The following is a 24,889-nucleotide window of genomic DNA, read 5'->3' on the forward strand; positions in this document are numbered from 1 at the left end:
GGAAGTGACGGAACATTATATCCAACTACGGTTGATCTTTTCCCATGTTCATGAAGAGGAAGAAGTAGAGATAACGATGGGTGTACTAGCAACTCATTTGTGCTGTACCATGCGTAATATGAATTTAATCATGAACAAATTTTTGGATAACGGTTGGGTCAGATGGAGCCCGCAGCGGGGAAGAGGCAAAAAGTCGATACTTGTTTTTCGTTTATCGTTACAAGAAGTGGCTGGGGAATGGTTTGAACGTCTACTACATAACAACAAAATAGAAGAAGCATACGCACTGGCTGCATCGTTACCGTTCCTCATTCGAGAAAATGTAATGCGCAGGCTACAGAGTCAATTCGGTCTTCGTTCGGATCAGAGTGCTCGGGGAGGGTGGACACACTCCGTATTCCACAGGAAACGTCGTTCGAGACGTTAGATCCAACCCAGGCTGTTGTGTGGGGCGATGTGGGGATCGTTGCAGAAGTGTTCGATCGCTTGGTGCGTTACAATGCAGAGCGCGATGTTTGTGAGCCAGGACTTGCGATGGCATGGGAGAGCAATCCTGAGGGAACGGAATGGACGTTTTATTTACATAAAGGAGTACTCTTTCACCATGGCAGAGTCCTTGAGGCAGAGGATGTGCAGTATACCTTTGAACGCATCTTATCCAGTGTGGACAACCCATGTAAAGCCTTGTTTGGTTCGATTCAGATGGTGGAGACGTTCGACGATTTGACGGTTCGCTTTATGCTGAAGGCACCCAACTTTATGTTTCCTGATTTGATGAGCAGCATAAATGCATCTATTTTGCCACGAGATGTTGAGATAAACCCGCTTCATCCGATTGGTACAGGACCGTATCGCTTGGTTCGAAATGACCCGAACATCCTGGTTCTGGAGGTCTTCTCTTCTTATTTCCGAGGGCGTGCGTTTATCGATCGTGTAGAGGTATGGCAGCTTCCGGAAGCAGGGCGGGGCGAATCCGTGATCAGACAGGAGCTGTTTCCAGACGGTAACCCACATGCGGTACAGCATGAAGTACAAGGCGGGGTTTTTATGACGTTTAATATGCGCAAAAGCGGCCCCCATCTCGATATCTCTTTTCGTCGTGCCATACGAGAGCTTATGCATCCACAAGCGATGGCGGATGCTTTGAATCGTCCAGCGATCCAGCCAACATATAGTCTGGTTCGTAAGCATGACCAAGGGAATCAGCGGGAGGAAGAGATGAATCCGTTGGATGCAGAGAAGCACCCGAGAGAAGTGACGATGGAACAACAGAAGTGGAATGAAGTGGAGGAAGATATGGCTCCAAATGTAGGTGTAGGCATTGGCGTAGATGGATCTTCTCTGGTAAGAGCTTCGGCATGGTTGAAATGTAGCAATTACGCAGGAGAGACGGTGAACGTGTGGGTTGAAGAGGGCGTGAACATGGAGCATGACATGGTTTGGTTCGCTAAACGGTGTGAACAGATTGGTCTGCATGTAAACATTGTACCTGGCGATGTGGTCAAGGCCATTTACCATAACGAGTTACAGGCGTACGACCTCATATATACTGGAGAAGTCTTTGACGATCATGTGGTGAGGAGTCTCATTACGATGTATACGTTCCAGAAAACGCTCTTTCTCAGTGTAATGGATGATCATTGGAGACATGAGTTGGAGCGGGGTTGCGACCAGATCGTGGCGATGCAGAAGCCAGAGGAACGGATGGAAAGTCTGCTGCAACTGGAGGATCGACTAATTCAGGAGGCGATTTTGCTGCCCGTGTATAGCTTCAGTGAGGTGCATTCACATCATCCATCGCTGCGAGATTATCACGTGATGGGGTATGGTATGCCGGACTTGCGGCGGTTGTGGGTGAAACGCAGTCCTACTGCGCCTGAAGAGTCCTCCAGCTATTCGGCCTATATCCCGCTGTGGTAAGTGATCACTACAACGGGATGGTCGAATATTAGAAGGACGTTTAATCTCTATTCTAAATCCTACCTTAAACTCATGCGTAAGATGGTGCTCAAGGTATTAGGCGTTACTTTTGGGCATTAACAGCAGCTTTTGAAATAGCTTTGGTTTCAACTTTAGTAAATGTAACTTCATTTGCATTGGGCTCCGTCAATAATGGAATCTGGAGAGATTGAATATAGTTCTGATCATCTAAGGTGAATGTGAGCGGGAGCTTCTGTCCCTGTCCCTGTTGAACAAGCTCAACATCGAAGGTTTCGTTGCCAATGTACTGCATACTCATGTCTAAATCGTTAATTGTGGCACGTAATCCGCCTTCAGCAGTGGGTTCGATCAGGATATCGCCATATCCAAGATGGTTGTAAACGCCAGTATAATCGGATATGAGACGTTCCAAGGGTTGAACTTCCGTTTTCTCGAAGTCTGTTGTCTCCTGATGTTCGGATTCTACAAAGGCTATATCTTCTGTAGTTTCGGATGCGTTCTCTGGCTGTGAGCCCTCCCCATTGATGAGTTTGGTCAATCTATCGCTCCAGTCGATTGGTTCCAGTTCAAGTAATCGATCAATAATGTTATAGGAAACGGTATAAGGCACTACGCTGCCATTGCTATTACATAGCACAACAACGCCAATCTGTTCTTCTGGCAGAAAGGCAACCTGGGAGGTAAAACCGTCAATCCCTCCGCCATGATGAATCATTCGATGACCACGATAGGATTCAATGGTCCATCCCAATCCATAGGTGCTAATAGGAACTTCTTTACTACGGAATGATGAATCACACGGCATATGCGGGTCATGCATGGTCTCCATTTCCTCTATGGAAATGAGCGCTTTGCCATCATGCTGTCCTTGATTCAGTTGGAATTTTAACCAGGAAACCATATCTATGAGATTGCTGTTAATCGAGCCAGCAGGGCCAATCGTATCGATATTGCGATAGGGAATTCGAATATGCTGTTCATCCTTCTCCATATAAGGTAAAGCATATTCAGGCTGGAGCTGCATGAAATCCACAGACAGGACGCTTGAATCCATCCCAAGTGGACGCAGTAACGAATCCTCCAATACGCTTTCCCATGATGCTTCCTTTAGTAGCCCGATCAGATAACCTGCTGTCATATACATCATGTTCTGGTACTGCCACTTATTCCTGAAATCCTCATTAGGCTCCAAGTATCGTAGACGATGAACGAGCTCTTCTCTCGAATGAGGAGAGTTATACCAAGCCAGCTCGTGTCTTGGAAGTCCAGAGTGATGGCATAATATATCCCGGATCGTTAGCCGCTCCGTCGCTACCGGGTCGAACATTTTGAAATCAGGCATATATTGCACAATCGGCGTGTCCCAGTTCAATAGCTTTTGGTCTACAAGTATAGCGGCAGTCGCTGCTGTAAAAGCCTTGGTAGATGAACCGATTGCAAAGAGCGTGCTTGGAGTTACGCCCAGCTTGGCTTCAAGGTCACGATAGCCATACCCTTTTTGCCAGATCACCTCATTCTTGTGCACAACCGCAACGGCTGCGCCCACACCTTTCCAGTGTTTCATTTGTTCTTCCACATATTCATCCAATCCATCCAGCAATGAGTGAAGATTAGTTGTTGTCATCCGTTACCCTCCAATGATATGAATTAGGTTTTCAATAAAAACAAGATGATCGTAATCTAGTAGGTATTTCCCTACATCAACTATCCCTTTTCTGTATAAAAAAGGCATCCTTCCCGAGACGGATTTGATCCTAGACCTTAGGAATAAATACGAGCAGATGATGCTTGTCAAACTAGTCCGCATAAATCGAACAAGTCCCTCATAGACATGTACTAATCAAGTAGGGGTTCTGCATCAAGCACAGCCCTGAAGTGAAAACAGTGCTAAAGGGGATGATGTCATGCGCCGAATATCATGGATGCTTGCCATGGTATTGGTCTTATCGGTCTTGCTTGCCGCTTGCGGGAAGAAGGATGCGGCAGCCGTGGTCAAAGATCTGAACGAAGTCGTAGGTGAGATGGAAAGTTACCAGGGAGCAGGCGTGATGACGCTGCACACTGGGGATACGCCGCAGCAGTACAAGGTCGAGGTATGGCATCAGAAGCCTTCCTATTATCGAATTGCGTTAACCAATGCCAAGAAGGATATAACTCAGATCGTATTACGTAATGATGAGGGTGTGTTTGTACTCACGCCAAGCCAGAACAAAAGCTTCCGATTCCAAAGCAATTGGCCAGATAATCAAGGGCAGGTTTACTTGTACGAAACGTTGATTCGCAGCATTACGGGAGATTCGACTCGTCAGTTTGTAGATGAGAAGGATAGCTACGTGTTCGATGTTGCTGCCAATTACAATACACATGCATTGGTTAGACAAAAAATCTGGCTGAATAAGGCAGATTACGCGCCTAAACAGGTGGAGGTATCCGATTCCAATGCCAATGTTGTGGTCGATGTGAAATTCGATAACTTCAAATTCGGTGCTGAATTTGGTAAGGATGCGTTTGATATGCAGCGCAATATGACCGCAGCTACAGAAGGGAATATTGGAGAAGGTGCTCCTGCGAATCAGGCGAAAGAGGAAGGCAGTGCTACCAATCCTCAATCATCAACGGAACAACAGCCGGCATCTGATTCAAGTGGTGAAGTAAGCGACGGTCAGACTGGCATTAGCGGAAGTGATGAGCAAGAGGGGGCTCAAGACCCGGCAAGCACAGAGCAGGGTACAGAAGAGCCAACGATGACAGTGCCAGAGGATAGCGAAGGTTTTGGTGTGATCGAACCAACGTATGTCCCTGAAGGTGTCAAACTGAAAGACGATCAAATTGTTGAAGAATCAGGTAACTATTCAGTACTGCTGCGCTACGAAGGGATGTATAACTATACGATCTTTGAAGCTAGACCACAGGACAGAGCTGTATCGCTTGCTCCATCCCGTGTTGTGGATCTCGGATTCACTTGGGGCATGATGAGTGGAGACGCACTGCAAACTTTAACGTGGATGTACGATGGGATCGAGTACCGGATTACAAGTGCAGATCTACCAGAGAATGAAATGAAACAAATTGCACTATCCATGCAGGAGCAGTCCGGGAAATAATATGATAGCGAACTTTTTGAACAACCTTTTGAAGTGCGTGTTCAAAAAGGTCGGTTTTCAGTACCGAGAAGATGGGATGAAGATAGAAATGGAGTAGCAGAGCGTAGGGAAACCTACGTGAGCAACGGACATTTCGGCTGAATTCCATCTTCGACGCTGAAATGCCGTGAGGCATCCTTCGTAATCAAAAGCGGACTTTTTGAACAACCCCTTAAAAGGTATAGTTGTCATAACAGAAGGAATGCTAAGAAGCATCGGAGACTTGTTCTCCGGTGCTTTTGTGTTGTTCACGCTTACTACTGCAATCGCATAGAATGGCGATACACGTCAGATCAATAATTCAAAAGACGCTTCTACGCACGAGGAACCGGGTAAGTAATACGGTATAGACGGACATATTCTATCGTGAAATAAGAATATTCTCAGACAATGTTCAGTCTATCTGCCGTTTTCTTCCTTAATTCCGGGCTACGTTATGACAAGGTCATTACATTTGAATGAGGCATATATTCAACTCATTTGACAGTCACATGCTTGAGCATTACGATGGAGTCTGATGCGTGAGCCGGATTAAGACGATTAGAGAAGGTGACAGAACGTGCAAGAACAATATCGGCCGACCCAAGCGGAAATTAACTTGGATCATCTGTGTGACAACGTAGAAGCTTTCCGTGAGGCATTGCCGAAAGGGATGAAGCTCCTTGCTTGTGTTAAGGCCAACGCTTATGGACATGGAGCTGTAGAGACAGCGAGAGGACTTGAACAATATGGGGTCGATTATTTGAGTGTTGCTTTTCTAGATGAAGCGCTCGAATTGCGTCAACATGGGATCAAGCTTCCGATTCTCGTGTTAGGTTATACACCGCCGGAAGGTGTTGCTGTAGCCTGGGAACATGATATTACAATTACCTTGTACAGCCGGGAAGTGCTGGATGCGATTCGAAACCTGAATGCAGGCACGTCCCTCGGAAAATTGAAGGTGCATATTAAAATTGATAGTGGTATGGGGCGGCTAGGCTTGCTGCCTGGTAAGGATGCAGTAGCCTTCGTACAAGAAGTAGCTTCGCTGGATCAGGTAATGCTCGAAGGCATGTTCACTCACTTTGCGAAGGCAGATGAAGTAGACAAGACCTATACACTGGAGCAGTATCGACGGTTTCAAAGCGTTGTGGAAACGCTGAGGGATCAGGGATGTGTCATCCCGATTATACATACGGCAAACAGTGCCGCCGCCATTGATACACCGAATCTGTCTTACGACATGGTTCGTGTGGGAATCAGTCTGTACGGATTGTATCCGTCTGCTGAGGTGAATCATCAGGTGGTGAAGCTGTCCCCGGTATTGACACTGAAGACGAAAGCGGTTCTGGTCAAAACGCTACCACCCCACTGGGGCATCAGCTACGGAACACGCTATGTTACACAGGAAAATGAACGAATTGCGACCCTGCCTATTGGCTATGCAGATGGATTCTCAAGAATGCTGACAGGCAAAGCACAAGTGCTTGTACGTGGACGCCGTGTTCCCGTTGTCGGTACGATCTGCATGGATCAGTGTATGGTGTCGCTACAATCTTTCGCTGAAGAAGCGGAAGAAATTCAAGTCGGCGAAGAGGTTGTCCTCATCGGCCACCAGTCTGGCGAATGTATAACCGTAGACGAAGTGGCAGCCCAGCTAGGTACGATTCCATATGAAGTGATCTGTATGATGGCACACCGTATTCCGCGGATCTATCTGCGGGATGGCATAGAAGTTGCCAAGGTTAATCCACTTTTGACCTTCTAAACAGGTTAACTGGACGCTATTCCCAATAAACTTTTTTTCAGAACAGAAGGAAAACTGTCGGAGCATCTCGAATTATGTATGACGATAAGGATTTATAATCCTGGAAAAGAGATGTTTGGTCTGTACGAATATTGTTCCCCGTGTTTATAATGGAGTACAGCATACTTGATATACGCGGGGCATATATATTCCTTTGTATAAAAGTTCTGGAAAAACGTAATACTGGTTCACAATGGCGAAAGGTTTGTGGGGGTGGAAGAAAGGTGGCCAACTTGCAGAACACCAAGCGAATCATGATCAGTCTGCCTGATCATCTTTTGCAGGAAGTGGATGGCATCGTAGCGCTGGAGAACTCCAACCGCAGCGAATTGATTAGGCAGGCCATGAAGCTGTATCTGACGGAACGGAAGAAGCGGTATATCCGTGAGTCTATGCAGCGTGGGTACATGGAGATGGCGAAGATTAACCTAACCATGGCATCCGAGGCCTTTCACGCGGAGGAAGATGCGGACAGCACTCTGGACCGCTTAGTTAGCGGGGTGTAGACATTGATCGTAAAACGCGGTGACGTTTTTTTTGCGGATCTTTCTCCCGTTGTCGGTTCCGAGCAAGGTGGAGTCAGACCGGTGCTGGTCATCCAGAATGACATCGGTAATCGATTCAGTCCAACTTGTATTGTGGCGGCGATTACCGCCCAGATCCAAAAGGCAAAGTTGCCGACGCATGTAGAGATTGATGCGGCGGCACATGGCTTTGACCGGGATTCGGTTATTTTGCTCGAACAAATACGGACGATTGACAAGCAAAGATTGACTGACAAGATTACTCATTTGGACGAGGAGACCATGAAGTTGGTTAACGAGGCCTTACAGATCAGTCTGGGCTTGATCGATTTTTAAGGGTGAAGCAGTTGGTTGAGACTGCCCACCCGCCGTTGACAACGGGAAGTGCCTTAGGTCATCTTGGGCATAACCAATTCAAGTGTATGTTCCAAAGGTATCTTTGGAGCAGCCTTGGTATAGTGCATGTTCAAAAAGGAAGGTATTCAGTACCTTTTAAGGCAGTAATTCACAGGAGCGTACAGCAGCCAATCGGCAGCGGTACGCTCTTTTGAATAAAGCTGGATGAAAGCGTAGAACATTGTCCATCTTTTCGCTATAATGAAACCTGAGAAACCGTTTACCAAAAAGACAGATATAGAGGTGGAGGAGACATATGAGCATTTATATCAATCAGGAGAAACTTCAATTCCATTTACAAACCCGCAATGCAAGTTATGTATTTCAAGTATTGCCTTCAGGGTATTTGGTGCATTTGTACTACGGCAAAAAATTACGCGATACCGATCTGAGCTGGTTGCATGTTCGGACAGAACGCGCATCGTTCAGCCCTAACCCGGTGCCTGAGGATCGGACAATCTCATTCGACACATTGCCAGTGGAACTGCCAGTGTATGGAACGAGCGATTTCCGTAACCCGGCCATCCAACTCCAATTGGAGAACGGCTCAACAATCTCAGAGTTTACCTACACAGGTCATCGCTTGGAGAAGGGTAAACCTTCGCTTGAAGGACTACCAGCAACATATGTAGAAGCTGCGGATGAAGCAGAGACATTGGTCATTGAATTGCAAGACCGTGTTGCTGGCATCAAGATCGAGCTTTCTTATACAGCCTTTACGGCATTTAATGCTATTACACGTTCGATGCGTGTAGTAAATGAGAGCGCTACCGCTGTGAACGTCTTGCGTGCACTTAGTTCTTCAGTTGATTTCCCGCACGCGGATTATGAATTGCTGCAACTGTCGGGTGCTTGGACACGTGAGCGCGACATCGTTCGCAGACCACTTGCTTCCGGTTTACAAGGTGTAGAGAGTCGTCGCGGTTCAAGTAGTCACCAGCAGAATCCGTTTATTGCCTTGATGACGCCAGGGACGGACGAAGACCAAGGTGAGGTATATGGATTCAGCCTCGTCTATAGCGGAGGCTTCACAGCACAAGCGGAAGTGGATCAATTCTTCACGACACGTGTGTCGCTGGGTATCAATCCGTTCGACTTTAGTTGGAAGTTAGAGCCACAGGAAGCCTTCCAGACGCCTGAGACGGTTATGGTTTACTCGGATGCAGGGCTTGATGGAATGTCTCAGTCCTACCATGAACTTTACCGTGAGCGCCTTGCGCGTGGTCAATTCCGGAATGCGGAGCGCCCTGTTCTTGTTAACAACTGGGAAGCAACATACTTTGGCTTCGATGCAGACAAGATCGAACAGATCGCACGTGCGGGACAGAAGCTTGGTATCGAGCTGTTTGTACTGGATGATGGTTGGTTTGGGCACCGGGATAGCGATAATTCCTCCCTGGGTGACTGGATCGTAGATAAGAATAAATTACCACAAGGTCTGGATGATCTCGCGAATCGGGTGACGGGTCTAGATATGCAGTTCGGACTGTGGTTCGAACCTGAGATGATCTCTCCTGATAGTGAGCTGTATCGTGCACACCCAGACTGGTGTCTACATGTGCCTGATCGTCGCCGTACAGAAGGACGTCAGCAGCTGGTACTCGACTTCTCCCGTCAGGATGTGCGTGATGAGATAGTGCGCATGTTGAGTGACGTACTGGGCTCTGCACCGATCTCCTACGTGAAATGGGACATGAACCGGAATATGACAGAAGTAGGCTCTGCGTTGCTGCCAGCAGACAGACAGCGTGAGACGGCACACCGTTATATGCTGGGATTGTATGAGGTGATGGAGCGAATTACGAGCACATTCCCGCATATCCTGTTCGAAAGTTGTTCAGGTGGTGGCGGACGTTTCGATCCAGGTATGCTCTATTACATGCCGCAAACTTGGACAAGTGATAATACCGATGCGGTATCCCGTCTGCGTATTCAATATGGTACGAGCCTTGTGTATCCAGTAAGTTCGATGGGATCACACATCTCTGCTGTACCGAATCATCAGGTGAACCGGATTACGTCACTGGAGACGCGTGGACATGTAGCGATGTCAGGTAACTTTGGTTACGAGCTGGACTTGACTCGTTTCACTGAGGAAGAGAACGAGATTGTAAAAGCACAGGTTGAACTGTACAAAGAAATTCGGGGTACGATTCAATACGGAACATTCCGTCGCTTGCTCAGTCCGTTTGAAGGAAATGAAACAGCATGGATGTTCATCGCACCGGATGGCAGCGAAGCGGTTGTGTTCTATTTCCGTGTGTTGTCTGAGCCGAATGCGCCGTTGCAGCGCCTGAAGCTGAAAGGATTAGACCCTAACGCGGATTACCGTCTGAAGGGCAGTGAAGAGACACTCACTGGCGATGCCTTGATGTATGGCGGTATCGCAGTTGGTGCAGCGTCTGGAGATTACCTGAGCGAAATGTTCCGTTTTGAGCGAGTATAATTTTAGAAGCTATATCAAAGATGCTAATTACATTACACGAGAACGGAGAGGACAGAAATAACGTGAAGAAGCGAAGCGTTCGGCTGAAAGCTTTCTGGAAGAAAGCTACATCGGAAGCATAAGCTATCACCGGATTTTTCCCTTAGGAGAAGGGAAGTCAAAAAAATCTGGGGATAACAGCGATTGGAAGGTTATTCTGTCATCGGAGTGGCAAGTGTAATACGCTTTAGTTCGTTTGATATAGCAAATCCAAAGTAATACTTCGCTTTTATAATTAGTATGGAGAAGACCGGGATGCGTCGAAATGACGTTTTCCGGTCTTTTTTGCCCGTATGCTGCATGCTAGTTGTCGATTAAACTGGGGGATTGGAGAGTGGATAAACTTGTAAGCTCGCCTCATGCTGGAAATTTAAACGGGATTTTGTGATAATATAGGGAAGAAGAATCTGCACGCGTGTAGATTCCATACTGTGATTATTGCAGCGAAGCTGCCCTGGACGTGCTTCTAATGATCGATTCAGGAAGGAAAGAGGGATTTATTTGTCTGAACAGGAAACGGTTCTGGAACCTAATGAAGAAACGATAAAGGCTGAACGCCACGAGCGAATCATTAAGCAGGTAGCCAAGGAACTGGCGCTACCCTGAAGCAGATCCGGACGACGTCCGAGCTTCTGGATGAAGGCAACACAATTCCGTTTATCGCTCGTTACCGTAAGGAAATGACTGGAGAGCTGGATGAGAACCAGCTACGAAATATTGAAGAACGCATCGTATACTTGCGTAACCTCGAAGACCGTAAAGTGGAAGTTATCCGTATTATAGACGAACAAGGCAAGCTGACCAACGAACTGAAGCAGTCCATCACTCAAGCTGTGAAGCTGCAAGAGGTCGAGGATCTGTATCGTCCGTATCGTCAAAAGCGTAAAACGCGCGCCAGCGTAGCCAAAGAGAAGGGTTTAGAGCCGCTCGCTACCTGGATCTGGAGTCAGCCTAAACAGGGAGATGCACTGGAAGAGGCGGCTCGTTATATCAGTGCTAAGCTTGGCGTAGATGACGCTGAGGCTGCGTTACAGGGAGCTAAGGACATACTGGCAGAGAACATTGCGGATGATGCTGCTATTCGTGCATGGATTCGCCGATACACATTAGATCACGGGATGCTGACTTCCGAAGCGAAGGATGCGGAGCAGGAGTCCGTGTATGAAAATTATTATGAGTATCGTGAATTAGCGAAAAAAATGCCACCACACCGTATCTTGGCGATTAACCGTGGTGAGCGTGAAAATATTTTGAAAGTCGGTTTGGACGTGGCAGCAGATCCAGCTCACCGTCACATGGAAGGTCAGATTATTAAGGGCACCTCTGCTGTGCAGGACATTTTGCGTGCAGTCATTGAAGATGCTTATAAACGTCTCATCGCACCTTCCATTGAGCGTGAAGTTCGCGCAGAATTAACGGAAAAAGGGGAGACCCAGGCAATCTCCGTATTCTCAGCTAATCTTCGGAACTTGTTGCTCCAGCCACCGATTCATGGTAAACGTGTGCTTGGTGTCGACCCTGCCTATCGTACAGGTTGTAAACTGGCAGTCGTTGATGATACGGGCAAGCTGCTGGAGGTTGCTGTAACTTATCCAACCCCGCCACATAATAAGAAACGTGAAGCAGCAGAAGTGTTCCACCGGATGATCAAACAGTATGATATCGGTCTGATTGTGATCGGGAATGGTACAGGATCTCGGGAAACCGAGCAGTTTGTGGCCGAGATCATTCAGGAGAATGGCGATGAAAGTCTTGTATATCTGATCGTTAACGAGGCTGGCGCAAGTGTGTATTCTGCATCCAAGCTGGCTCAAGATGAATTCCCAGATCTGGACGTTGCTGAGCGTAGTGCGGCTTCCATTGCTCGTCGAGTACAAGATCCGCTGGCAGAACTGGTCAAAATTGATCCTAAAGCCATTGGTGTAGGTCAATACCAGCATGACGTTTCTCAGAAAGTTCTCGAAGAGAGCCTCAAAGCGGTTGTAGAATCTGCCGTTAACCATGTTGGTGTTGATGTGAACACGGCATCTCCTTCACTGTTGTCCTATGTGGCTGGGGTGAATGCAACCATTGCGAAAAATATTGTGAAATACCGGGAAGAGAATGGCCGCTTCACCAACCGTCGTCAGTTGCAGAAGGTGCCTCGTCTCGGAGCAAAAACTTATGAGCAATGCGTTGGCTTTATGCGGATTGGTGAAGGGGAGAACCCGCTGGATCGTACACCAATTCACCCAGAATCCTACAAGGTTGTGGATCAGCTGTTCAAAGAGCTTCAGGTGGAATTGGACAAGCTGGGCAGCAAAGAACTGGCTGAACTGCTCTCAGAGCAAAAGGCTGATCAGTTGGCTGTAAAACTGGATGTCGGCGTGCCGACACTTCGCGACATTTTGGACAGCTTGCAGCGTCCGGGCCGAGATCCACGTGAGGAGATGCCATTGCCAATCTTCCGTACAGACGTATTGAAGATTGAGGATCTCGACGAAGGTATGGAACTACAGGGTACGGTTCGTAATGTTATTGATTTTGGTGCCTTTGTAGATATCGGTATTAAGAGTGATGGACTTGTCCACATCTCACAGCTCAGCAATGGCTATGTTAAACATCCGATGGATGTCGTTTCCGTCGGTGATAATGTAACGGTATGGGTTATGAATGTAGATACCAAAAAAGGCCGTGTAGGTCTAACGATGAAGAAACCAGCTTCGGCTAAGTAGTTTCCTCAAAGTGCATGTGGGACAAGTGTATGTAGTACAAAGTGCATGTTGAATAAGTACAGATGAAACGATCAAGTATCGATAATGTACGTTTGGAAATGATAGAACAGCCTTCCCAAGTGACAATGTCATTAAGTTTATTTTATCTTAATGACATTGCTCTTAGGGAAGGCTGTTTTTGGTCTGGTTGGATTGTCCTGTGGACTGATTAACATTCGAATGATAGATCACTGATAATATCAATGATAAGTTATATAGAGGAAGAGTAGTTGATCGGACGGAGAAGGGTGGAGCGTTACAGCATCGTTCTTAGAGTTCGCTGTCCGCGCTGCGTACTGTACCACTTTTTGGTTTGTTGCGATAAAAGAACCAACATTCATTAAGTAGCTTAATCTGGCGGCTGTCTTTTTTGTGGAATGCACGCATGAGCTGGTTGCAGAGCCATTGAGGCAAGGGTATCTCCTCCTCTTGCATAATTCATCTGTATGTTAGCATATGTGATAACAGCCTGGCCTGTGCAAATGAACCATTGACAATAGGAAATTCAGGTAGGGGTTAATCGAATATGGATAGCGTGCCATTGTGGTCTAGAGGTACATAGCAAATAAAACGCACACCCATACATGGGAATGCGTTTTGTTTAAGCCGTGTTAACTTTTACAAACAAATTCAGTTGAATTATAGCGCTTCCATCTCTTCTTCATACCATTGTTCCAATTGAGCTTGAAGTGCGCGAATCTCAGTGAGTAAGGAAATTAACGGATAATGGCTCTCATGTAATTCGGCGAAACTACGTTCGAGTGCATTGATGTAGTCTAGACCTCCAACAATTGAGAGTTGTTCATCCAGCAGATCCAGTTGGTCACATTCGGCAATCGCTCGAGGTAGAACGGGTACGTTGGATGCGGTTAGTTTATCGATCTCTTTGTGTAGGCGCAGATTAAGGGCGCTGAGCTGATAAGCATAGTCGGCAGGCATTTCTACAAATTGTAATTGCTGTTCCAGTTGCAGGATGACGTAGCGCATTGTAGGCATAACTAGTATTAATCTCCCCTCATACATTCTACTTGACAGTGTAGCCCAGGAAACGGTTAGAATTCAAGTATTATAAGAGGTTGTTCAAAAAGTCCGCTTTTGATTGCGAAGGATGCCTAAAGGGCATCTCAGCGTCGAATATGGGATTCAGCCGAAATGTCCGTTGCTCACGTAGGTTTGCCTACGCTTTGCTACTCCATTTCTAACTTCATCCCATCTTCTTGGCACTGAAAATCGAACTTTTTGAACTTCAATTGTAAGAGGTTGTTCAAAAAGTCCGCTTTTGATTGCGAAGGATGCCTAAGGGCATCTCAGCGTCGAATATGGGATTCAGCCGAAATGTCCGTTGCTCACGTAGGTTTGCCTACGCTCCGCTACTCCATTTCTAGCTTTATCCCATCTTCTTGGCACTGAAAATCGAACTTTTTGAACTTCAATTGTAAGAGGTTGTTCAAAAAGTCCGCTTTTGATTACGAAGGATGCCTTGATGCATCTCAGCATCGAATATGGGATTCAGCCGAAATGTCCGTGGCTCACGTAGGTTTGCCTACGCTCCGCTACTCCATTTCTAACTTCATCCCATCTTCTTGGTACTGAAAACCGCCCTTTTTGAACACGCATTATGCGGGAAAATCAATCGTGCAATCGGTGTGAAAGGAGATAGAGCGTTGGAGAATGAAGAACTACAACAATGGATTGAACAGGTATCCTTGAATCATTTCGGGGTTCCGTTCACCCATGAAGCGTTGTTTAACCGGCGGCTAACGACCACTGGTGGAAGATATATGCTGAAGAGTCATCGGATTGAGATCAATCCACATCAGCTTGAAGTGCATGGACGAGAAGAAGTCGAGAAGATTATTAAACATGAGCTGTGCCATTATCATCTGCATATTCGTGGACGTGGTTATCAGCATCGTGATCCTGAATTCAAGGCCTTATTACAAAAGGTTGGCGGCTCTCGCTTCTGCCAGTCTCTTCCCGGTAGCAAAGGTCGGAAGCCGCTGCCCTATCGCTATAAACTGGTGTGTAAGAGCTGTGGTACCGAATATTTGCGTAAACGTAAAGTAGATCCCAAGCGTTACCGCTGTGGGCGATGTGCGGGTAAATTGAAGATGGTAGATTTGTAAGACAAGCCCTTTATTAGAATGGAAATTAGTCTTGTTGACTTGGCCCTTTAATCATGATAAATTAAATCTATTCAAGATTAATATTCCCTGATAGCTCAGTTGGTAGAGCACTCGACTGTTAATCGAGTTGTCACAGGTTCGAGCCCTGTTCGGGGAGCCATTCTTGGAGAGATACCCAAGTGGCTATAAGGGGACCCTCTGCTAAGGGTTAGGCTGCGTAAGCGGTGCGAGGGTTCGAATCCCTCTCTCTCCGTATTGATTAAACTTCTCTGCAAAGGGATGAGAACCCTAAAGGTTCGTCGGAGCATAAGCTTCGTTAGCGGTACTTCGCAGTCTCGAATGAAGTGAGAGTATGCCTCTCTCTCCGTTCTGAATAAAACATGTAAATCCCCACCAGATTGAGCGATAACGCTCCATCCGGTGGGGATTTTTTGTTGTGTTGATATGCTCCGTTTACCATGATTTTGAATGATTCTACCTTTTAGAACAACCTCTATAGGGAAATGTTGAGTGTTTCGTATAGCCCTTTCTTACCTTTCTCTGTTAATTCAACGGAGCGGCTCCCCGTAATTTGTCGTGTCCAGTCTAACTGTGATAATCTGCGGTTCAATTGCTCGCCGAGCAAGCCGGAAAGGTGGTGGCGCCGTTCGCTCCAATCCAGACATTTACGAGCCAGCGCACGGCGTGATCCTGGTTTGACCTGAAGCTCGATTCCGAACGAGGCCAACCAGCAGTATCCTTTTGCTGTAATCGTATAGTCTTTGTTTTCCTCATCCTCCGGTTCAATAAGGTACTCCTCACGCAGCAAAGTTTCACACAAGGAGATTCCCAGCTTCCCGGCCAAATGACCATAACAAGTTCTGGCAAAGCTCAGATGCCGCAGCTGATCCGATTGTTTGAGTGAACGCACTTGTACAGGAGGCGCAATGTTGGCCATGGATTCGATCAAAAAGCGATCTCTTGATTCGCCAAACGGTAATAACGATGTCTGCCTTGTTTCTCAACGACCAACAATCCGCCCTCAACTAATTTGTTCAGATGATTACTTGCAGTCTGGGGAGTGATTTTAGCGATATAAGCAAGTTCCCCTGCGGGTAAAGCTCGTCCATCTAGTAATGCTTCTAGGAAAATGGCACGACTTGGGTCAGCAATCAATGATGCAATAATTGTTATATTCGGATATGTACTCATACTTCGATGATACTTGAACTATAGGTGTATTACAATTGATCAGAGGTGAATGCTCCGGACTATGCAAGGAGGAGCTGAATAAACGAATGAGAGCAGGAGAGGGAGAACGAATGAAGAAGGAACAAGAGATAGAGCGAAACTACGCACCGAAGCAGGAACAGCCACAGCCAAATGGAGAACAAGAACGAAGCTCCAACAACGACTCATATCCACAACATACAGGAGATACGCATGGTACGGAAACGATTCAACCAAGTATTTTATACTATGGTACCCCAGTGCTGATGCTTAGCACACTTAATGAAAATGGTTCGACTAATTTATCACCGTTATCGTCCTCTTGGGCATTAGGGATTGTCTCGTGCTTGGTATTGGAATTCAAGGGAAGGCATATGAGAACTTGATTCGACACCCGGAGTGTGTCATTAATCTACCGGATGCTTCGATGTGGAAGCAGGTTGAGGTGATAGGGAAATTTACAGGTGTAACTCCAGTACCTGAGGCCAAGCAACAGATGGGTTATACATTTTTCCAGGATAAATTTAGCATTTCAGAACTTACACCCCAGAATTCTATCGAGGTTATGCCGCAGAGAATTGCAGAATGCCCGATCCAGATTGAAGCTTCTGTCCAGCACATTCGTATTCCGGAGCATACACCGTATATGGCTATTGTGGAAGTGAAGGCGATGAAAGTGCATGCTCATGCCAAGATCATCTCAGGCACAAACAAGATTAACCCAGAGGCGTGGCGACCACTCATCTACAATTTCCGGCATTATTACGGGCTGGGAACGAAGTGTGGAGAGAACTTCCGGGCGGAGAAGGTTTAAGGGGGGAGGGGTTAACATCATAACCTCAAATGTTGAGCAAAAGTAAACAAGCACAGACTCTTATCAAGAGACTGTGCTTGAACTTATGTTTTCAATAAGAATCATATCGCATTCTTTCGTCAGGGTTAGTGATCTAACTAACTACTGCCTGTGGAGCAATAAATGTTATACATAGAATTGTCTGTTTATCTATTACAGATTACCTTCAATAACACCTGCTGGTGGGTTAATTGGTTTACCTTCAAGTACCGAATAAATGGCATGAGCTACGCCGTGCTCTACATTGGTCAATGTTATAGCTTTAGCTAATGCTTTAATTTCGGGTTCTGCGTTGCCCATTGCAATTCCTAGCCCGGCCATCTGCAACATGGATACGTCATTGAAGTTGTCCCCGATCGAGACGGTATCTTCCATAGCAATGTTCAGATGAGCTGCAAGCTTAGACAAGGCATTACCTTTGGATACATCGGGATGCTGCATTTCGAAGTTGTGTTCAGACGATACAACCATCGCGACATCCGAACGTGCTGCGAAGTATTGTCTACCTTCACGTAATTGATCTGGATTCATGGAGAAGGCCATAATGTTGTAAATGTGTGCTTCTGCGGGAATTTCCTGATGTGAGCTTACGCGGTGATAATCTTTTTTGTCATAGTGCTTCTTAACAGCTCGGATGAGGCGTGCAACGTCCTCGCTAGGGCTTGCACCTAGAATGCGATCCATCTCGGCAAGCATCGCGTTATGGCTGTTGATTGGAGCATATATTCCCTGTTGCGTGGAGGCTTCATAATAGCAATCGTGATCCTCTAGCCACTGCATGACAGAGGCGGCTGTTTCACGCTCCAATGGGAGATGGAAGAGACGTTGTCCATTCTCATCATGGATCGTTGCGCCATTTGAACCGATAACCGGTGTTTTGATTCCTCCTTCTAGAGAAATATTAACAACATCGGAATACACGCGGCCTGTCGCGATCGTTACCCGTAGTCCTTCTTGCTGCGCACGGTGAATTGCGGCTGCGTTCTCAGGGCTAATCTGGCTGTCTCTGTTCAATAACGTTCCGTCTAAATCTGTAGCAAATAATTTCATATACTTACAACTCCTTATCTTCTGTAGGTTCAGGAATGAGAATCTCGACTTGTTGTTCGGTTAGAAAAGTACGCCATTCCGGCGATGGCCATTGATTCGTAATTAAAATGTCTACCAGTGACCAATCCGCAAAGCGATAGCCATAACGTTTGTTAAACTTAGAATGATCGGCGAGTACAATAACCTGTTTGGCTGCTTGCATCATGCGGTATTTAATCTTGCCTTCTTCTTCGGAGGCACTGAAGCCATCCATGGTAAGACCACCAATGCCAATAAAGGATTTGTCTACATAATAATGAGAGAGGGTTTCGATCACAGGAGCGCCATAAACATAGCGTTGCTCTTTATCGACCTTGCCACCAAGTAAACGAATTTCGACAGAGGCATGATTGGAGAGAAGATCGGCTGAATGCATGGAGTTAGTTATAACGGTGCAGGATTTACCGTTGAGGTTCTCGGCACAGGCTTGCACTGTAGTTGAAGCATCCAGGATGATATGCTCACCTTGACGAACGATAGCTGCAGCAAGTTTGCCAATGGCTCTTTTTTCCTCTGAGACATAGAGTAGACGGTCTTTGTAGGATCTGAATTCTTGCGGAGGAGAGGGGAGAATCGCGCCGCCACGCGTCCGGATGATACTGTCCTGCTCTTCAAGCTTAATGAGATCTCTACGAGCGGTGTCCCGGGATACGTCAAAGAGTGAACCGATCTCCTCGATAGAGATGCGATTGTGTTTACGTAAGTGTTCTATAATAAGCTGCATTCGTTCTTCTTGGAACAAACGTGCCGCCTCCTTGTACAGGGATGACCGTGTTGTATATCTATATGTTTAATTATAAGTAGTTATAATGTTATTTGCAATATTATAAGTGAATGTCAGTTTTTATAAGTAATTTGACGTATCTTTTACATATACAATAGATTCTAATGACAAATCTCTGAAAGGCCTCCTTGTGTTATTCTTTGTTGTCAACCCTTTTCGATACAACATCTGCGCAAAAATAAGGAAGAATACGTGCTGAAAATTTCTTTCAAAAAAAGTGTTGCACTATTTCGGATAATCGTGGTATACTCATTCTTGTCGCCAAGAAAGACAACTTGTTATTAAGGCCCGTTGGTCAAGGGGTTAAGACACCTCCCTTTCACGGAGGTAACAGGGGTTCGAATCCCCTACGGGTCATATCTTCACCACCTTCCTTAATGAAGGAAACCTCGCAAGTCATTGTTCTATGCAAGAGATGATCATGGCACATCAGGTGAAGTTACAGCAAGAGCCATTAGCTCAGTTGGTAGAGCACCTGACTTTTAATCAGGGTGTCGAAGGTTCGAGCCCTTCATGGCTCACCATTTTTACAATTGAATATGCGGTCGTGGTGGAATGGCAGACACGCTATCTTGAGGGGTAGTGGGCGTACGCCCGTGGAGGTTCGAGTCCTCTCGACCGCATCACAGTATTACGAAATAGACTCTCATGGTTATCCATGGGGGTCTATTTTTGTATAAAAGCCGCATACGGATGTAAACATCGGATTAGTGGCTGAGGATTCATGGAGGTTGTGGTATAATTATGTATATTGCATTGTCCGTGATTCATTAGGATAAGAAGATTATTATCGTTGGAAGGCGGTCCTGTATGCAGTCAATATATGAGCGAATTGAACACCTGATTGCTGAACGAGGAATGACAAAGAAGGCTTTCTGTCAACAACTGAAGATTAGTACAGGTAATTTGGGTGATTGGAAACGTGGGAAATCCACGCCGAGTACGAATAAACTGATTGAGATCGCTTCGTTTTTTGATGTGAGCCTGGACTGGCTCATGATTGGTCGTCCGTCGAAGGAAGCGATGGTACGAGAAAAACGAGAGGATTATTTTTTTGACGTGTTGCGGCAATTGAATTGCCAAGAAAGTGAGTTATCGACTGAAGAGCAGTCTTTTATTAGTGAATATATTGAGTTTACTCGTTACCGTAAATCGAAGGAGAGTCGAAACGCACAGAATTTCCGTTATGAGAAAGAACGCAAGACGGAAGAGGATGAATCATTATAGCTTGAGTAAGTATGAGAAACTCTTGAATACCCTGCTGTTAAGTGGGTGCTCAAGAGTTTTTGTTGTTTCTCGTAAGAAACTGCAGATTTTATATTCATTTGCGGAATTTTAAAGCTCCGCTGCCAAGTAGTTGTGGGCGAAGTGTATTCCAGATGTGCAAGCATTGTTCTTGCAGCTCCCAGGCTGCGGTGCCGAGGATACGGACGCCAATCCCACCGGTGGCAAGTAGGCTTGCTCCAGCCAGCATACGTCCATCTGGAGGGAGGGCTGAACGTATGAGCTCTAATTGCGTTGCACCGAGATTGGGGGCGATCATCCACAATGCTGCGGTATGGGTGTAGTGAAGTAAGGCGGCAGATTGTCTGGGATCGTTGGAATTTGGTTCTAATCCGAATCGATCCCAGACGGCAAGTTGTTGCCCCTGCCATATTTCCGTTAAGCTACGGTAATTATGGAATTGAAAAGATTCTCCTCGGTGAATGCGGCCGGCTGACCAAATATCCGCATAGGCTAGTATGCAATGTTCCCCTAGTTCAAAGGTGGAATGAAGTGAAGAAGAGCTGCCTTTGAATGGGATAACGCATTCGGGGAAATACTCCAGCACCGCTCCTTGCTCCAACCTGAAGTGATGATGGATGGAAGAGGGGAGAGATGGTGTTGGGTGAAGACGAGTGGCTGACGTGCTGCTTAGCATCACATGAGTATCCTTACCTAGCTGCCAGTTGGAATGATAATGATCCCCGTTCAGGACACCTGGCGAGACATCGGAGGTATAGACACAAAGTCCGCCTCCGTCACCAGATGTACGAAAGGAACGGCTGAATCGAAGAGGGGCGCTGTAATATCTGTCTGTCATGACGGTACGCCCGTCTTGAAGGGTGAATGTGGCGTGTAGCTCGCTGCGACGCATCTTGGCACCTTCAACATGAATGTCCGATTCAATTGTACCCTCTGATGCTGAAGCTCTGGAATTAATGGGTGTGGGTGGAACCATGGCCATGTGTATGTGGATGCGCAGCGCCATCGTCATCCATGTATTGATGTTCAAGCCAATGAACAATCTCGGAGACACCTTCGCCACTCATCAGATTGGACATGACGTAAGGGCGACCTTCGCGTACTCGCTCGGTATCTTCCTGCATGACCTGTAAGCTGGCGCCGACATAGGGGGCGAGATCAGTCTTGTTGATGAGTAGCAGATCGGAACGTGTGATACCAGGGCCTCCTTTGCGGGGGAGTTTCTCCCCTTGAGCAACGTCGATAATGTAAATGAAAACATCGGCTAGTTCCGGGCTGAATGCCGCTGATAGATTATCCCCGCCACTTTCGATAAAGATGAGTTGCAGATCAGGGAAACGTTCGATTAACTCGTCCACAGCTTCGAAATTCATAGAAGCATCCTCACGAATGGCGGTATGAGGACATCCGCCGGTTTCAACACCGATGATACGTTCAGGTGCAAGTGCGTTTTGGCGCAGTAAAATTTCAGCGTCCTCTTTGGTGTAAATATCGTTCGTAATTACTGCGAGGCTGTAACGAGTACGTAGTGCCTTGGATAACTTTTCTACTAATGCGGTCTTGCCTGAACCTACCGGGCCGCCGATTCCTATTCTCATCGGACGACTCCGGTCAAACGTTTTGCGTTCCCATTCTGGGTGATGTGTATGATCTGCTCCTCCGCACATAACAATTCCTCCTTTGTTTTTCTTACAATAATGAAAGTTTTTGAATGTTTTTAAATCAGGACATAAACAGACGTGCGGGTAAACTTTCATGCCGGATTGCGTAGATTTCTTGCGCGATCCCGAAGCTGTGCATGTCATCTGGATCGTCTTCGCGGACTTGATTCCATTCCTGTTCAATGACGTCTAATAGCTTATGAATAAGCATCTGAGCTTCGGTCTGTCCGATGGGCAGAAGGCGCAGTGCGCTGTTCACATAGGCGTTGACGGAAGTGTAGAGATGTCCGATGACGGCTTCGTCCAATCCGATATCCAGCCGATGATTGATATAACCGTGAACGGTTGTGATCCCGCAAAAGGCACCATGCTCATGGATGGCGATGTCCATAAGGGAAAAGTCCATCCATGGATAGAGCGAACGTGCTAATTTCAGTAGTCGCTTACCCATTTTATGCCCGCTTTCCCTGAGTTCGCGTGGTGTGCGCTGGGCATGAACCTGTTTGTCATATAAGGCGAGAAGGGATGCGTTCTCCTCGTCTATTGCCTGGTAGACACCCTTGATCGCAAGTCCGTCGAGGCGAACAAGACTGGCATGGAGCTGACTGCGAATGAATGCTTCCAGTTCGGCCGTTGTCCTCACGGTTCCATCATGAGTGTAGGCTTCCAAGCCGAATGAATGTGAGAATCCACCGATAGGTAGAGCGGAGTCCAAGAGTTGCACGTAACGAAGTAGCTTCGTGCCGCTGTGCATCATGGGATACCTCACCCCTTTATCAAAACATGAAGTAACGCTGAGCCATGGGTAATTCATCTGCGGGTTCGCACGTAAGGAGTATACCGTCGGCACGAACCTCATATGTTTCGGGATCCACTTCAATGGTCGGGGTCACATCATTGTGAATCATGTCCTTTTTGCTCACTGTGCGGCAGCCCTTCACAGGTTCAACGCGCTTATGAAGTCCAAGCTGTTCTTTGATGCCGGCATCTGCCGCGGCTTGGGAAACGAAGGTGATGGAGCCTTTGGGCAATGCGCTGCCAAAAGCGCCGAACATCGGTCTGCCAAACACAGGTTGGGGTGTTGGGATCGAAGCATTGGGATCACCCATCTGGGCGAAAGTGATCATACCTCCCTTGATGACCATCTCGGGTTTGACGCCAAAATAGGCGGGATTCCAAAGTGTTAGATCGGCGAGTTTACCAACTTCAACGGAGCCGACGAGATGGCTAATTCCGTGGGCGATAGCTGGATTAATCGTATATTTTGCGATATACCGCTTGATACGATCGTTATCGGCTCTCGCATCGGGATTAGTGTCCAGTTTGCCGCGCTGTTTCTTCATTTTGTCTGCCGTTTGCCAAGTTCGTATGATGACTTCTCCAACACGTCCCATAGCCTGGGAGTCGGAGCTGATGATGCTGAATACACCAAGATCATGCAAAATATCTTCAGCAGCAATGGTCTCGGGTCGAATCCGAGAATCTGCAAAAGCAACATCCTCAGGGATAGACGGGTCTAAATGGTGGCAGACCATTAGCATATCCAAATGCTCTTCTACCGTATTTCGTGTGTAAGGTCTGGTGGGGTTAGTGGAAGAAGGGATAACGTAGGACTCACCGGCTGCTCGAATAATGTCTGGTGCGTGCCCGCCGCCTGCGCCTTCTGTGTGGTAGGTGTGTATGGTGCGACCGTTAATGGCTGCGAGTGTACTTTCCAGGAATCCGGTTTCATTCAATGTATCGGTATGGATGGCTACCTGAACATCATGCTCGTCAGCAGCGGTCAGACAGGCATCAATGGCACTCGGGGTTGTGCCCCAATCTTCATGGAGCTTGAGGCCGATTACACCTGCTTCGATCTGTTCAACTAAAGGTGCTGTAGAGGAGCTGTTTCCTTTGCCAAGGAAGCCAATATTCATAGGAAAGGCTTCTGCTGATTCCAACATGCGATGGATGTGCCAAGCTCCTGGTGTGCAGGTCGTTGCTTTTGTTCCGGTGGCAGGCCCTGTGCCGCCGCCAATCATTGTGGTAACTCCAGAAGATAATGCTGTCTGAATCTGTTGTGGGCAGATAAAATGGATATGAGTATCGATTCCACCGGCGGTTAAGATCATTCCTTCGCCAGCAATGATCTCCGTGGAAGCGCCGATAACGAGTGGAGGATCGACTCCGTCCATCGTGTCGGGGTTGCCGGATTTTCCTATAGCGCAGATGAGTCCATCACGGATGCCGATATCTGCTTTTACAATTCCCCAATGATCGATGATGATTGCGTTGGTGATTACAGTATCGGGGTGCCGTCACTGCGAAGGGCAGATGTGGATTGACCCATGCCATCACGAATGACTTTGCCACCGCCGAACTTGCTCTCTTCACCGTAGACGGCATAATCATGTTCAATCTCGGCCCAAAGATCGGTGTCTGCTAGTCGGACGGCATCCCCGGTTGTGGGTCCAAACATGGAGGCGTATTGCTCACGGGTCATTGATTTCATGGGGAATCACTCCCATTCTGCTTGAGTGGTGCAAAAGTTTTCAGGAAAGTGTCTAACTTCTGGGTGTCGGGAGGGGTATATATAGCGCCTTCGGTTAAACGGTTGAAACCATGAATTTGTCGTTTGCCGCCAAAGGTTGTAAGCTCAATAGGTTTCTCTTCGCCAGGCTCAAACCGAACAGCGGTGCCTGCGGGGATGTGTAGACGATGTCCGTAAGCGGTTGTGCGATCAAAGTCCAATGCGGCGTTAACCTCATAGAAATGCACGTGGGAACCAACTTGTACGGGGCGATCCCCACGGTTCAAGACAAGTAATCGCACTGTTGGGCGATCGGGATGACAGATGATGTCGTCCTGCTTCAAACGATATTCACCAGGGATCATGGCGTTCTCCTGCCTTT

At 47.0% G+C, this 24,889-nt stretch carries 18 protein-coding genes, 5 tRNA genes and 4 pseudogenes; 16 read left to right on the forward strand and 11 right to left on the reverse strand.

Translation table 11 applies throughout. The features are described from left to right. The first annotated feature begins 4 nt into the window (after nucleotides 1-4). Nucleotides 5-427 (forward strand): SgrR family transcriptional regulator, encoded by a 423-nt coding sequence (locus tag DMB88_RS06875; protein ID WP_164848631.1) that lies wholly within the window; start codon nucleotides 5-7, stop codon nucleotides 425-427. Next, nucleotides 382-1,920: an ABC transporter substrate-binding protein gene (locus DMB88_RS06880; RefSeq protein WP_128100755.1), complete on the forward strand. Its 1,539-nt coding sequence runs from the start codon at nucleotides 382-384 to the stop codon at nucleotides 1,918-1,920. Before DMB88_RS06875 ends, DMB88_RS06880 begins: the two co-directional genes overlap by 46 nt. Nucleotides 1,921-2,023: 103 nt before the next feature. Here DMB88_RS06880 and DMB88_RS06885 read toward each other — a convergent pair whose 3' ends face one another. After that, a complete protein-coding gene (locus DMB88_RS06885; protein ID WP_128100756.1) occupies nucleotides 2,024-3,565 on the reverse strand; it encodes a serine hydrolase in 1,542 nt (513 codons plus the stop codon). 280 nt (nucleotides 3,566-3,845) lie between these two features. Between DMB88_RS06885 and DMB88_RS06890 the strand changes: the two genes are divergently transcribed. The 6 genes and pseudogenes from DMB88_RS06890 to DMB88_RS06915 all read left to right on the forward strand — a co-directional run bounded on the left by DMB88_RS06890 (nucleotide 3,846) and on the right by DMB88_RS06915 (nucleotide 12,989). Further along, a complete protein-coding gene (locus DMB88_RS06890; RefSeq protein ID WP_128100757.1) occupies nucleotides 3,846-5,045 on the forward strand; it encodes an outer membrane lipoprotein-sorting protein in 1,200 nt (399 codons plus the stop codon). A 598-nt stretch (nucleotides 5,046-5,643) separates the two neighbouring features. Further along, nucleotides 5,644-6,831 (forward strand): alanine racemase, encoded by a 1,188-nt coding sequence (gene alr, locus DMB88_RS06895; protein ID WP_128100758.1) that lies wholly within the window; start codon nucleotides 5,644-5,646, stop codon nucleotides 6,829-6,831. Nucleotides 6,832-7,094: 263 nt separating this feature from the next. Continuing rightward, nucleotides 7,095-7,376: a CopG family ribbon-helix-helix protein gene (locus DMB88_RS06900; protein ID WP_056699650.1), complete on the forward strand. Its 282-nt coding sequence runs from the start codon at nucleotides 7,095-7,097 to the stop codon at nucleotides 7,374-7,376. 3 nt (nucleotides 7,377-7,379) lie between these two features. After that, nucleotides 7,380-7,730: a type II toxin-antitoxin system PemK/MazF family toxin gene (locus DMB88_RS06905; protein WP_024630714.1), complete on the forward strand. Its 351-nt coding sequence runs from the start codon at nucleotides 7,380-7,382 to the stop codon at nucleotides 7,728-7,730. A gap of 316 nt (nucleotides 7,731-8,046) precedes the next feature. Then, a complete protein-coding gene (locus DMB88_RS06910) occupies nucleotides 8,047-10,236 on the forward strand; it encodes an alpha-galactosidase (RefSeq protein ID WP_128100759.1) in 2,190 nt (729 codons plus the stop codon). Between the two features lie 540 nt (nucleotides 10,237-10,776). Further along, a pseudogene (locus tag DMB88_RS06915) lies at nucleotides 10,777-12,989 on the forward strand (Tex family protein). Nucleotides 12,990-13,298: 309 nt separating this feature from the next. Here DMB88_RS06915 and cmpA read toward each other — a convergent pair. Then, a complete protein-coding gene (gene cmpA, locus DMB88_RS06920; RefSeq protein ID WP_128100760.1) occupies nucleotides 13,299-13,442 on the reverse strand; it encodes a cortex morphogenetic protein CmpA in 144 nt (47 codons plus the stop codon). A 225-nt stretch (nucleotides 13,443-13,667) separates the two neighbouring features. After that, entirely contained in the window at nucleotides 13,668-14,024 is a 357-nt protein-coding gene (locus tag DMB88_RS06925) for a hydrolase/acyltransferase (RefSeq protein ID WP_128100761.1), read from the reverse strand. 668 nt (nucleotides 14,025-14,692) lie between these two features. On the opposite strand from DMB88_RS06925, the gene DMB88_RS06930 reads away from it, so the two are divergent. The 3 genes from DMB88_RS06930 to DMB88_RS06940 all read left to right on the forward strand — a co-directional run bounded on the left by DMB88_RS06930 (nucleotide 14,693) and on the right by DMB88_RS06940 (nucleotide 15,407). Beyond that, nucleotides 14,693-15,154 (forward strand): SprT family protein, encoded by a 462-nt coding sequence (locus DMB88_RS06930; RefSeq protein WP_128100762.1) that lies wholly within the window; start codon nucleotides 14,693-14,695, stop codon nucleotides 15,152-15,154. 84 nt (nucleotides 15,155-15,238) lie between these two features. After that, nucleotides 15,239-15,314 (forward strand) — tRNA-Asn (locus tag DMB88_RS06935). 5 nt (nucleotides 15,315-15,319) lie between these two features. Next, a tRNA-OTHER gene (locus DMB88_RS06940) sits at nucleotides 15,320-15,407 on the forward strand. Between the two features lie 240 nt (nucleotides 15,408-15,647). On the opposite strand, the pseudogene DMB88_RS06945 reads toward DMB88_RS06940, so the two are convergent. Then, nucleotides 15,648-16,345 (reverse strand): annotated as a pseudogene (locus tag DMB88_RS06945) (ArsR/SmtB family transcription factor). Between the two features lie 284 nt (nucleotides 16,346-16,629). Here DMB88_RS06945 and DMB88_RS06950 point away from each other — a divergent pair. Then, nucleotides 16,630-17,177 (forward strand): annotated as a pseudogene (locus DMB88_RS06950) (flavin reductase family protein). Between the two features lie 192 nt (nucleotides 17,178-17,369). Here the strand turns inward: DMB88_RS06950 and DMB88_RS06955 are convergent. Together DMB88_RS06955 and DMB88_RS06960 are read right to left on the reverse strand one after the other, a co-directional pair. Beyond that, the gene (locus tag DMB88_RS06955) at nucleotides 17,370-18,266 is read right to left on the reverse strand and encodes a Cof-type HAD-IIB family hydrolase (protein WP_128100763.1); all 897 of its coding nucleotides are present in this window, start codon (nucleotides 18,264-18,266) and stop codon (nucleotides 17,370-17,372) included. Nucleotides 18,267-18,270: 4 nt separating this feature from the next. After that, nucleotides 18,271-19,047, reverse strand: coding sequence for a DeoR/GlpR family DNA-binding transcription regulator (locus DMB88_RS06960; protein WP_128100764.1), 777 nt, complete (start codon nucleotides 19,045-19,047; stop codon nucleotides 18,271-18,273). 327 nt (nucleotides 19,048-19,374) lie between these two features. On the opposite strand from DMB88_RS06960, the gene DMB88_RS06965 reads away from it, so the two are divergent. From DMB88_RS06965 to DMB88_RS06980, 4 genes are all read left to right on the forward strand, one after another. Further along, nucleotides 19,375-19,446, forward strand: a tRNA-Glu gene (locus DMB88_RS06965). Nucleotides 19,447-19,537: 91 nt separating this feature from the next. Beyond that, a tRNA-Lys gene (locus DMB88_RS06970) sits at nucleotides 19,538-19,613 on the forward strand. Between the two features lie 17 nt (nucleotides 19,614-19,630). Further along, a tRNA-OTHER gene (locus DMB88_RS06975) sits at nucleotides 19,631-19,712 on the forward strand. A gap of 187 nt (nucleotides 19,713-19,899) precedes the next feature. After that, nucleotides 19,900-20,316 carry a helix-turn-helix domain-containing protein gene (locus DMB88_RS06980; RefSeq protein WP_128100765.1) on the forward strand — a complete coding sequence of 139 codons (417 nt, stop codon included), beginning with the start codon at nucleotides 19,900-19,902 and terminating at the stop codon, nucleotides 20,314-20,316. Nucleotides 20,317-20,410: 94 nt separating this feature from the next. Here the strand turns inward: DMB88_RS06980 and DMB88_RS06985 are convergent, their stop codons facing one another. The 5 genes and pseudogenes from DMB88_RS06985 to DMB88_RS07005 all read right to left on the reverse strand — a co-directional run bounded on the left by DMB88_RS06985 (nucleotide 20,411) and on the right by DMB88_RS07005 (nucleotide 24,872). After that, nucleotides 20,411-21,388: an urease accessory protein UreD gene (locus DMB88_RS06985; RefSeq protein ID WP_164848632.1), complete on the reverse strand. Its 978-nt coding sequence runs from the start codon at nucleotides 21,386-21,388 to the stop codon at nucleotides 20,411-20,413. Continuing rightward, nucleotides 21,288-22,001 (reverse strand): urease accessory protein UreG, encoded by a 714-nt coding sequence (gene ureG / locus DMB88_RS06990; protein ID WP_128100767.1) that lies wholly within the window; start codon nucleotides 21,999-22,001, stop codon nucleotides 21,288-21,290. Before ureG ends, DMB88_RS06985 begins: the two co-directional genes overlap by 101 nt. Before the next feature lie 55 nt (nucleotides 22,002-22,056). Continuing rightward, on the reverse strand, nucleotides 22,057-22,752 hold the full coding sequence (locus DMB88_RS06995) for an urease accessory protein UreF (RefSeq protein WP_164848633.1): 696 nt from the start codon (nucleotides 22,750-22,752) through the stop codon (nucleotides 22,057-22,059). 19 nt (nucleotides 22,753-22,771) lie between these two features. Continuing rightward, nucleotides 22,772-24,489: pseudogene (ureC, locus tag DMB88_RS07000) on the reverse strand (urease subunit alpha). Next, a complete protein-coding gene (locus DMB88_RS07005; RefSeq protein WP_128100769.1) occupies nucleotides 24,486-24,872 on the reverse strand; it encodes an urease subunit beta in 387 nt (128 codons plus the stop codon). The pseudogene ureC and the gene DMB88_RS07005 overlap by 4 nt, the downstream one beginning before the upstream one ends. Between the last annotated feature and the right edge of the window lie 17 nt (nucleotides 24,873-24,889).

Source organism: Paenibacillus sp. DCT19, from assembly GCF_003268635.1.
In the GTDB taxonomy this organism is placed as follows: Bacteria; Bacillota; Bacilli; order Paenibacillales; family Paenibacillaceae; genus Paenibacillus.

Coding starts and splice junctions, on each gene's coding strand:
- DMB88_RS06995 (WP_164848633.1), bottom strand. CDS start 22,752: ATGATGCACAGCGGCACGAAGCTACTTCGTTACGTGCAACTCTTGGAC.
- ureG (WP_128100767.1), bottom strand. CDS start 22,001: ATGTGCGGAGGAGCAGATCATACACATCACCCAGAATGGGAACGCAAA.
- DMB88_RS06925 (WP_128100761.1), bottom strand. CDS start 14,024: ATGCCTACAATGCGCTACGTCATCCTGCAACTGGAACAGCAATTACAA.
- DMB88_RS06890 (WP_128100757.1), top strand. CDS start 3,846: ATGCGCCGAATATCATGGATGCTTGCCATGGTATTGGTCTTATCGGTC.
- DMB88_RS07005 (WP_128100769.1), bottom strand. CDS start 24,872: ATGATCCCTGGTGAATATCGTTTGAAGCAGGACGACATCATCTGTCAT.
- DMB88_RS06885 (WP_128100756.1), bottom strand. CDS start 3,565: ATGACAACAACTAATCTTCACTCATTGCTGGATGGATTGGATGAATAT.
- DMB88_RS06980 (WP_128100765.1), top strand. CDS start 19,900: ATGCAGTCAATATATGAGCGAATTGAACACCTGATTGCTGAACGAGGA.
- DMB88_RS06955 (WP_128100763.1), bottom strand. CDS start 18,266: ATGAAATTATTTGCTACAGATTTAGACGGAACGTTATTGAACAGAGAC.
- DMB88_RS06910 (WP_128100759.1), top strand. CDS start 8,047: ATGAGCATTTATATCAATCAGGAGAAACTTCAATTCCATTTACAAACC.